This is a genomic window from Alkalibacter mobilis (assembly GCF_015594845.1).
Lineage (GTDB): Bacteria > Bacillota > Clostridia > Eubacteriales > Alkalibacteraceae > Alkalibacter > Alkalibacter mobilis.
The window spans coordinates 18,891-28,203 of the sequence record NZ_JADNRK010000026.1; the positions used below are offsets into that span (position 1 = coordinate 18,891).

General features: G+C 34.3%; 10 protein-coding genes. 9 read left to right on the forward strand and 1 reads right to left on the reverse strand.

The window, feature by feature from the left end:
- The first annotated feature begins 165 nt into the window (after positions 1 to 165).
- From IWB18_RS10475 to IWB18_RS10515, 9 genes are all read left to right on the forward strand, one after another.
- A complete protein-coding gene (locus tag IWB18_RS10475; RefSeq protein ID WP_195683577.1) occupies positions 166 to 1,224 on the forward strand; it encodes a hypothetical protein in 1,059 nt (352 codons plus the stop codon).
- Positions 1,224 to 1,733, forward strand: a complete 510-nt coding sequence (locus IWB18_RS10480; protein ID WP_195683578.1) for an O-acetyl-ADP-ribose deacetylase — start codon at positions 1,224 to 1,226, stop codon at positions 1,731 to 1,733. The genes IWB18_RS10475 and IWB18_RS10480 overlap by 1 nt, the downstream gene beginning before the upstream one ends.
- A gap of 110 nt (positions 1,734 to 1,843) precedes the next feature.
- Complete coding sequence (locus IWB18_RS10485) at positions 1,844 to 2,416, forward strand: DUF937 domain-containing protein (RefSeq protein ID WP_195683579.1); 573 nt, start codon at positions 1,844 to 1,846, stop codon at positions 2,414 to 2,416.
- A gap of 92 nt (positions 2,417 to 2,508) precedes the next feature.
- Positions 2,509 to 2,967 carry an MGMT family protein gene (locus IWB18_RS10490; RefSeq protein WP_195683580.1) on the forward strand — a complete coding sequence of 153 codons (459 nt, stop codon included), beginning with the start codon at positions 2,509 to 2,511 and terminating at the stop codon, positions 2,965 to 2,967.
- A gap of 205 nt (positions 2,968 to 3,172) precedes the next feature.
- Complete coding sequence (locus IWB18_RS10495; RefSeq protein WP_195683581.1) at positions 3,173 to 5,884, forward strand: hypothetical protein; 2,712 nt, start codon at positions 3,173 to 3,175, stop codon at positions 5,882 to 5,884.
- Between the two features lie 46 nt (positions 5,885 to 5,930).
- On the forward strand, positions 5,931 to 6,299 hold the full coding sequence (locus IWB18_RS10500; RefSeq protein WP_195683582.1) for an iron chaperone: 369 nt from the start codon (positions 5,931 to 5,933) through the stop codon (positions 6,297 to 6,299).
- A gap of 196 nt (positions 6,300 to 6,495) precedes the next feature.
- Positions 6,496 to 6,972, forward strand: coding sequence for a DUF2975 domain-containing protein (locus IWB18_RS10505; protein WP_195683583.1), 477 nt, complete (start codon positions 6,496 to 6,498; stop codon positions 6,970 to 6,972).
- Positions 6,973 to 6,980: 8 nt separating this feature from the next.
- Positions 6,981 to 7,205 (forward strand): helix-turn-helix domain-containing protein, encoded by a 225-nt coding sequence (locus IWB18_RS10510; protein WP_195683584.1) that lies wholly within the window; start codon positions 6,981 to 6,983, stop codon positions 7,203 to 7,205.
- Between the two features lie 2 nt (positions 7,206 to 7,207).
- Positions 7,208 to 8,452: a DUF4153 domain-containing protein gene (locus tag IWB18_RS10515; RefSeq protein ID WP_195683585.1), complete on the forward strand. Its 1,245-nt coding sequence runs from the start codon at positions 7,208 to 7,210 to the stop codon at positions 8,450 to 8,452.
- Here IWB18_RS10515 and IWB18_RS10520 read toward each other — a convergent pair.
- Positions 8,449 to 9,036: a helix-turn-helix domain-containing protein gene (locus IWB18_RS10520; RefSeq protein WP_195683586.1), complete on the reverse strand. Its 588-nt coding sequence runs from the start codon at positions 9,034 to 9,036 to the stop codon at positions 8,449 to 8,451. The two genes, IWB18_RS10515 and IWB18_RS10520, sit on opposite strands and share 4 nt — an antisense overlap.
- Positions 9,037 to 9,313 lie beyond the last annotated feature (277 nt).

A 9,313-nucleotide genomic window follows, 5' to 3' on the forward strand; every position in this document is an offset into this window, starting at 1 on the left:
GATGGATCTGAATCAGAAAAATTGAATAAGTTTTAGTGATAAAATTGACTATATTGCATTACTACAGCTATTAAAGAGACTTTTAGTAGATACTAATGATATGATAAAATAGTAACAAAAAACAGGATACTATAAGCCTGCGAATATCCTTGGAGGCGAAAAAAATTGAAAAGAATGGTTGTAATGTTTATTGTGTTTGGGCTGATTATAATTACTTCAATTTCGGGATGTACATCTGATGAAATCATCCTTTTGGAAGAGTTGCATTTAGGCGAAAGTTATTTTGATGAGTCCTCAATCTTCATTTCCGGATCAGGAATTTATAAGATACCAATAAATTGCGTACCTGGAAAAATCAGAATACGAGTTTATGATGAATCAGATGGCATAAACTCCAAAAATGAAAATATCGTATTATCTATCTACGATGAAAATGATGATCTAATTGAATCAACTGACGGCAGTCCATTGTCAGATTTATCATTGACGACAGATTTACAGGGTGAAGGTATGATTTTGTGCGAAAGCAATAAGGGGGAGATCAGTTTAGGCATTGCATATGCATCGATCGAATCAAAGAACGTAATGGAAATCGGTAAAACAGTGCCATTGCTAACTTCAACTTCAGGCACAGCTGTTTACAAAATAAACTTATCGGAAAATCAACTTGTAAAAATATCCGGGAAAACTGCGTTTTTGCCGGAGGAAGATTGTTCTTTTTCCATAAATGACGGTAATAAGTTAATTGTTGCTGATGTTGATATTCATTCTACAGAATGGAATTCCAGATATGTATACATGAAAGCAGGTTCTTATGATATTACCTTTGAAAACTTGGATAAAGATTCCATATGCCAAGGATCTATTGATTTTAATGCCGACTATTATCCGGTAAAAATGGGTGGATACAGCCAAGAGGAAGCCATTAAGGGTACAGAAGAAATAAACCTTGGCTTTATCGATGATAAGGAACAATGGTTGTTTTACGATCCTCAGAAAGACCTTCATTTAACAGCAACCGTATGTGGACTGGATGATTATTATGATAGAGAGACTTATTTTAATTTGGAAGTTTACAACAGCATTGGTGAATTAATGTATTCCAATGGAAGAGACATGTCGATTGCAGATTTTATATTGCCAGGAGATGGAAACAGGTATTACGTCAAGCTGTCTCTTCAAGACTCTGTCAATGGAGTGGTTAAAGTCAAGGAGGCCAAATAATGCCACTGAAAATAATAAAAGATGATATTACGAAAGTAAATACAGACGCCATAGTCAATGCGGCAAATTCGACTTTGCTTGGCGGAGGTGGTGTAGACGGAGCAATACACCGCGCTGCCGGGACAAAATTGTTGGAAGAGTGTCGTAAACTGAATGGTTGCAAAACAGGCGAGGCTAAAATAACAAAAGGTTACGATCTCCCCGCGAGGCATATAATACATACTGTTGGTCCCATATGGAATGGTGGAAAAAGCAACGAAGATAAACTGTTGGCGGACTGCTACAAAAACTCACTGATTTTAGCTAAAGAATACGATCTGAACAGTATAGCATTTCCCTTGATATCTTCGGGAGCATTCGGCTACCCTAATGAAGATGCAATTAAAATCGCCATTTCTGAAATTGAAGAATTTTTGTTGGAAAATGATATGATGGTATTTCTCGTGCTATATGACAATTCAACATTCAAGTTGGCGACAAAACTTTATTCTATTAAAAAAAGCGTATAAAAAACATAATAGACAGGGAAATTCACTAATATAACGTTGAGAAAATTTCCAGAGTGCATTATTTGTCATATAACCGGGTATAAATAATTTAAAGTTCATGGAGGTGCATTATGGATATATTTAAATTTTTAAGCGAACAAATCAACGATAAAGGCACGTTAAGCAAATTAGGAGACTCTGTAGGAGCAAAACCGGAAGAAGTACAAAAATTGACTCAAATGGGAGTGCCTGTATTGCTGCAGGCGATGGGTCGAAATGCCAGTACAAAGCAGGGTGCGGAATCATTGGCAGGGGCTCTGAATCAGCATCAAGATGATAATATTGACGATATTCAAGATTTTCTTGATAACGTTAATAAAAACGATGGAGAAAAGATGTTGCAACATATTTTCTCTGAAAACAAAGATCGAGTTCAAAACAATTTGGCAAAAAAGACAGGTTTGGAATCAAACCAAGTTACAGGTTTGTTAACTCAATTGGCTCCTTTGCTGATCGGAGCTTTGGCTCAGCAAAAGAAAGAGAAAAACCTTGACCCTACCGGTGTAGCCGGATTGCTGGGGGGGTTGACCAAACAAAGAGGTGGCGGTTTGATGGACATGGTTTCAAATTTGTTAGACTCGGATGATGACGGCAGTATTGTGGACGATGTTGGTAATCTATTGAAGGGTTTTTTGAAAAAATAGGAAAAATAAAATGTAAATCATGTAAGTCTTTGCAGGTAATGATAAAAAATGTATTTAACATCAAATAAAATACTGACCTAGTGAGGTGTGAAATGGCAAAAAAATCTTTCAATGAAAAATTGAATGACAACAAGGATATGCCGAAAATTGTTGAAATAACAGATCCAAAGGCTATAAGCAGATACGGGGGGACTAAAATGCTCATAGCCCCTCCTTTGGCATATGATTCTGTAATGAAAAAAGTGCCCAAGGGCAAAGTTATAACATCGGATTATATTAGGAGTTGCCTCGCTGAACAAAATGGCGCAGATTATACGTGTCAATTAACAGCTGGGATCTTTATCAATACTGTTGCCCGTGCATCGGATGAAAGAAAGTCGGATATCACTCCATATTGGAGAACACTAAAAAAAGATGGGGAATTAAATGAAAAATACCCGGGCGGCATAGACGGACATAGGTCATTGCTTGAAATGGAAGGACACACCATCGAACAAAAGGGTAAGAAATACTTTGTAAAAAATTATAAAGATCATTTGTTTGTTCTTTAGTAGGGATCAAAAATTTAAAGCAACTTATTTTTTGGAGCGATCATCTCTGTCTTATGCCAGAGGTGATTTTTTAATGCCTAAAATTTAAAAAATCTTTTAAAGATTGTATAAATGAATTAAACTATAACAATAAAGGCCGATTAATCTTAGTAAAAGATCAAATAATCAAATGATTTGATCAAATCAAATTCAATGGGGGATGGTCATGAGAACAGGACTTAAAGTTTTAGTATTTGTATTTATATTTATTTTTGCATTTAGTGGATGTGCTCCCAAAAACACATCATCTGATTATGAAAGTTTGAATAACGAAACAATGAGATTAACAGAACTGTCAGAGGATGAATATCTAGAAATGATCGGTGGTGAAACATTAGGTGATTATATGGCTGCAAGTCCCTTTTATATAAGTGACAGCATAAAAGGGCTATTTAAAGATCAGAGTTACTTTGAACTTCATGCTAAAAAGGTAGAGGATCTAATGGTGCGTTCTCTTAGGATCAAAGGAAATTTGGACATAGCACTGATTCCTGAGTTGGATAATGCCGTGTTTAAAGTGCTTCAAGGGTACGAAATGGCAGCAACATACGATCCCTTATATAAAAGTTTGTATGAAGACCTATCTTCAGAATATGAAAATGAAATTGTTCAAATAAGCATTTTATCTGCTCAATTGAAAGAATTTATTGATTCCGATGAAACGAATAAATATTTAAGTGCCTGGGATGATTATTTGCAGGTTTATAAAAGTGTGGAACTTGGTGATAGAGTCATGCAAATGCTGGGAAGATTGATCAATGATGGTGTATCTCTTGATGAAGAATACGAAATCAAGGGTATTGGTGATGAAGGATCAAAGTACATTATTGACGATATGATGCAAAGTCTGGAATACCTTGAATATCAAAACTACACTTTTCAAAATACAATCGAAGAGATAGAAGCAATAATGATTGGTCTCGAAGAATTGGAAAAGGGAGACGCATACTTGATGATGACTCTGATGCAAGGGATCATCGAATTTTCTGATGAAATATCACCTGCAATCCAGCAGCTTGCAATAAAAGATGGAATTACTGAAGAAATGCTGGAACTTGTGAAAAACAGCAACGAGTTTCAAACCGAAATGGCCTTATTTTATGGTGCCCAACTACTTGAAGGATATGAACTTATGGAATCTTCTGAGCTTGCAGCAAAATACGAAGATAAAAATTTATCCGAGAAACAATTATTTTCAAACAGTTATTTTGGAGATAATGTAGTGTATGCTTCTGAAGATTCGGGGAAAATAGATTCAAAACTGTATTATCAAGAAGCTAAAGAAATGACAAAAATTGCCCCTGTTAAAGAAGACAGTAAAAAAGAGGGATTCTTTTCCAGGATCAAAAAGAAAGTGTTATCAACTGCCGGTACTGTCTTGGAAAAAGCGGGAAACAGGATTTATAATATTGCCTTTGATTCATATGCTTCTGACCTGGGTGTAGACTATGAAACTATAAAAAAAGAAAAAGCCAGGGTGTTGGAAGAGGAAAAGCGAAGAATAGCAAACAATGAGGCTGGTGCAGAAGTTTATGAAAACTCTATTAAGCTAATAGATAAATATGTCGACGGGGGGATTGGGATCGTCTCTGATTATATATTAGGTGAAGACAGCAATACTTCAAAAGCTATAAAGGAAGGATCAAAGTTTGCAGTTGGATGTTTTACAGGATCGGCTAAAGCCATGATCACCATGGCAAACCCCAAGACTAAAACCGGTGACTTTATCAAGGCTGCTGTCGATGTCGCTTTGACAACTTCAACGGGAGCGGATGCTGCAAGCAAGTTTATAAACTCTGGAATTAAGAAAACTTTATCATTGGGAAGCAGATTGACGAAACCGGTAGCTGAATTATCAGGAAAGATCATGAGCAAAACAATGAATAGTGTTGGAAAAGTCAAGGAATTAGTAAGTCAAACAACGAGTAAAATCGGAGAAAAATTGGTCAGTACTATCGGCAAATCACCAAAAAGCAAAATAGCATTGGACTCTATTTACGAAAAATCAGTTTCAGCTATCGGGAAAAGTCAAGATTATCTTACTGAAACGTTCGAAATGACAGGAAATTATTTAAGTTCATTTAGCACTAAAGTAAAAGACAAGTTGATTACTGTCAACAACAAAACCACTTTTAACAATGCGTTAGTTAAAAATGCTATGGGTGAAAGTGGGGGAGAGGTTATAAAGAATTATGTGCAAGGTTTGGCCTTGGGATATATCCCAGAATTGATAAATTCAACTTTGGAGAAATTTGAAATTGAATATGAGGAAGAAGAAATAATGTTGGCGAAATTGGATAATCAACAGGAAAATAATTCGAATGCGGTTATCGATAACGGCAATCGAGAAAATATTCCAGATGAAATGGCTGATGAACAGCAGAATGTTGAAGATGTAACAACTGATGATAAAGATAGCGTAGAGGATGAGTTGCCATCCGAAAAGCCAACGGATTCAAATCAAGACGATTCAAATAATCAGGTTTCGAAAGACCAAAGCAAAATTGAAAGTAGTTTCGATGACATAGAAGGAACCACTACGGTTCAACCTGATGGAATAACCGGAGAATACAAAGGTAATTTTACGGAAATAAGCATGTTTGATATGGTAGAAAAAATCAATGATTCATTTCAAATTGAACTAGCAGATGATAAATTGAGAGCATATGGTGGTTTTGTTGATGATACTTTTGATTTGACGTTTACAGATATCAAATATAAGGGGAATACATTATATGCCTCAGTAATGGATAATGAACTTGATTTGGTTGAGATAGAGATAGTTTTTAACGACAATGGAGAAATCAGCGGAAAGATGCTTATTTACTATCGGGTAGAATATTTGGGATACGCAAAATTTTCAGGTGAAAGAAAATAAATTTTTTAAGGTTATGATTTAAAAGTGCATATAAGGAGGCATTGCTTTGGAAACATTCAAAGAATTTATCGAAAGTATTGATAATGTTGAACATCGAAACAGAACAGGTGAAATACTTGATTGGGTGTCAAAAAAATTTCCTGATTTATCAAAAAAGATAGGATGGAATCAGCCTATGTTTACGGATCACGGAACGTTTATCATTGCATTCAGTGTTTCAAAAGAGCATTTGGCTGTTGCACCTGAGAAAGCGGCAATTGATCGATTTTCACATGAGATAAAAGCGGCCGGGTATGAGCACACAAAACAACTAATAAGAATTCCCTGGAATATGGATATTGATTATTCGCTCATCAAACAAATCATTGAATACAATATAAAAGACAAGGCGGAGCACGAAAAATTTTGGCGTTAACGAATATGATTGAATGAGATGCATTGGAAAAAATGAATGGAGGCCTATTGAAATATACAAGGTCTCTATTTTTTTACGCAACATAATACCAACATGATCAAAAACAAATAAATGCTGATAAAAAATAAATATATATTGATAAACGATAAATTTAGTGCTAATATTTAAATATAGAATTTTTAAAGAGGTGATTTGAATGAAAATTGGTACAACATTGTTTTTAAAGATATCTATAATACTGATTGGAATTCCTGTTTTGTTACTGTCATTGGGAGCAATACCCTGGTTATTCAGTCATCCCGTCATTCCTATATATTCTGGTATTATATATCCAATTATAGTAGGTTTATATTTTACTTCAATTCCTTTTTATATTGCATTATTTAATGGGTTTAAACTGCTAAATTATATAGACAAAAATATAGCATTTTCAGATATTTCAGTCAGAACACTAAAAAATATTAGATCTTGTGCTATTTCAATATGTCTAATTTATACGCTTATTATGCCATTTGTTTACTTGTTGGCAGATAAAGACGATGCCCCCGGACTCATAATCATGGGAATGATTCCATTATTTGCTTCACTGGTAGTTGCGGTATTTTCTGCCGTTCTTCAGAAGCTATTACAAGAAGCAATTATAATAAAATTAGATAATGATTTAACAGTATAGGTGATGATATGGCAATAATAATAAATATAGATGTTATGTTGGCAAAAAGAAAAATGAGCGTTACGGAATTGACCGAAAAAGTCGGGATCACAATGGCAAATCTTTCCATACTGAAAAATGGAAAAGCAAAGGCAATTCGATTTTCTACACTAGAATCGATTTGTAAGGCACTAGATTGTCAGCCCGGAGATATTTTGGAATATAAGAGTGATGCAAGGGTGGGGGAGAAATAATCATGGACTACTGTAAGTTGATTATAAAAAATATGAACGATCCACATGAACTGGAAAAGATGTATAGGAAAGAACCAAAATTATTTAAAGATTCGATTTTAGAAACAATAGAGATTTATCCGGATTCTAAAATACTCGAGGTTTGGAAACAAAGGTTGTACTATGATTCAGAAACAAAGTCAGATAAAATATACACTGCCCAAAATGATTTGATTTTTACAGGTATATTGTCATTATTAGCAGGATTTTCAACAAGAATAATATTTAACTTTGTTGAACAGCACACAATTTCACCAGTATCCCTTTTGTTTGGAATTTTACCATTTATCGCGGTATATTTTTTATATAATAATCTGCCGAACAAGAAATTGGTGTATATTTTAGCAGCATCATTTTTAATATCTTTGGTCTACATTAATGTGTTGCCTATAAATAATGATGATACGACAATACTTGCTTATCTCCACATGCCTGTATTTTTATGGGTATTATTAGGATTGGCTTTTACCGGAGACGGTTACAAGTCAATAACAAAAAGAATTTCGTACCTTAAATTGAATGGAGAATTTGTGATAATCTATGCAATCATGGCTATAAGTGGGATGATATTAACAGTCGTTACAATGCAGCTATTCAGTATTTTAGATATGGATATTTATGAATTTTATTTTAAAAATGTTGTGTTGTTCGGAATATCAGCATTAGCAGTAGTTGGAATTCATTTAGTTTTTAATGACATGAAAATTGCAAGGAATATTGCGCCTTACATTGCAAGAATATTCAGCCCACTTGTGCTGGTTACTTTATGTGCTTACCTGATGGTGGTTATTTGGGTTGGTGCAAATCCTTTTATTGACCGTAATTTTCTCATGACATTTAATATCATACTATTAATAGTTTTGGCGATCATTATTTTTTCAATTACCGAAGTTGGTACCGGTAATAAAAAAACTTTTGATATTATCAATATTGCTCTTATCGTTACAGCACTTTTGATAGACAGTGTTGCACTAGCTGCAATAATCTTTCGATTGACATCATATGGTATAACACCAAATAGAATTGCTGTTTTAGGGATCAATATACTTATATGGTCAAATTTGTTATTGATAGTAAAGGCTTATGCTAATTACGTTCGAAATAAAATAGAGCAGGAAAAGATACAAGCTGCCGTAACCAAATTTTTGCCGGTTTATGGTATATGGGCAGCTTTTGTAACATTTGTTTTCCCATTGCTTTTCAGTTAGCGGAGTTCCTTTGACCAAAGACCGTGCTCACTGCAATATGCATACAGTTTTCCACGTTGGATTTTTGGTATATGCAATTCAGCATTTTGTTCAGGATAAAGCTTTGCTATCAAAGCTTTATCATACCCTACAAAAGCGACGAAAGAAATAAAGTGATTCTTGTGCATCGGATGATCTACATTTATAAAGTACTCGCCTCCCATGTCTGTTACAGAAATTTTGTGAGTTTCATCCTCGGGTTTGGCAATCAAATAATCGAGCTTTCTGCCGCAACAGGATAAGTCGGCTTCACTTGTTGAAGTAATTACATTTCCGCAATTTTTGCACACATAAAATTTAGTTCTTTTCATATTTCCTCCATCTTTATCATTTTCTTCTAAATCTCCTGATAATATTTTTTCTATGTTAACACCAAGAATCTTAGACAATTCAGCAAGCAAAGAAACATCCGGACATCCCAGACCTCGTTCCCACTTGGAAATAGTTTTGTCGCTGATGTTCATTTTATCTGCGATTTCTTTTTGTGTCATGCATTTTTCTTTTCTTAACGTTGATATCAAATAACCAACTTTTGAACAATCCATAGTTTTCCCCTCTTTCTACTTTAAATATATATCCTTGAAACAAATAAAGCAATAAACGGACCGTAGAGCCACTAAGTTTAATCTTAAAATACTTATAATAATCAATATTAGATTATGTAGTATAATATAGATGTAAATGAACTGATATACTTGTTGATTTATACTTAAAACTGACCCGGGATTAATGGTTAATACTGACCCACCTTGAGGTGCAAAGATTAACCAATCCTAATCTTAAAGTATGCTGAATCTTAAAAAATTAACGTTGTGAATTGAC